Below are 231 nucleotides of genomic sequence, written 5' to 3'. Positions count from 1 at the left end.
CCCAGGAGGTGACCGGCCAGCAGTCGTTGAGCTGCCAGACGACCGCCCCGGCCGTCCGCGGCCACCAGGAGCGGAAGTGCTCGATGCCGAAGGCGACCGCGCGGGCCTGGTTGAGCTGGGTCGCCCAGTGCCAGTCCTCGAAGGTTCTCGGCTAGGGCAGGTGGGGTGCCATGCCGCGGGCGAGCTTGTCGTTGCCCTCCTCGGCCTTCTGGTGCAGCAGGAAGGCCGGCG

General features: G+C 71.4%; 1 pseudogene. It reads right to left on the bottom strand.

From position 1 onward, the window contains the following. Nucleotides 1-231: pseudogene (locus ACSNOK_RS36510) on the bottom strand (hypothetical protein); the annotation flags it as partial.

This window comes from Streptomyces sp. URMC 126, from assembly GCF_051386555.1.
GTDB lineage: Bacteria > Actinomycetota > Actinomycetes > Streptomycetales > Streptomycetaceae > Streptomyces.
This window is presented reverse-complemented; position numbering and strand designations above follow the sequence as displayed.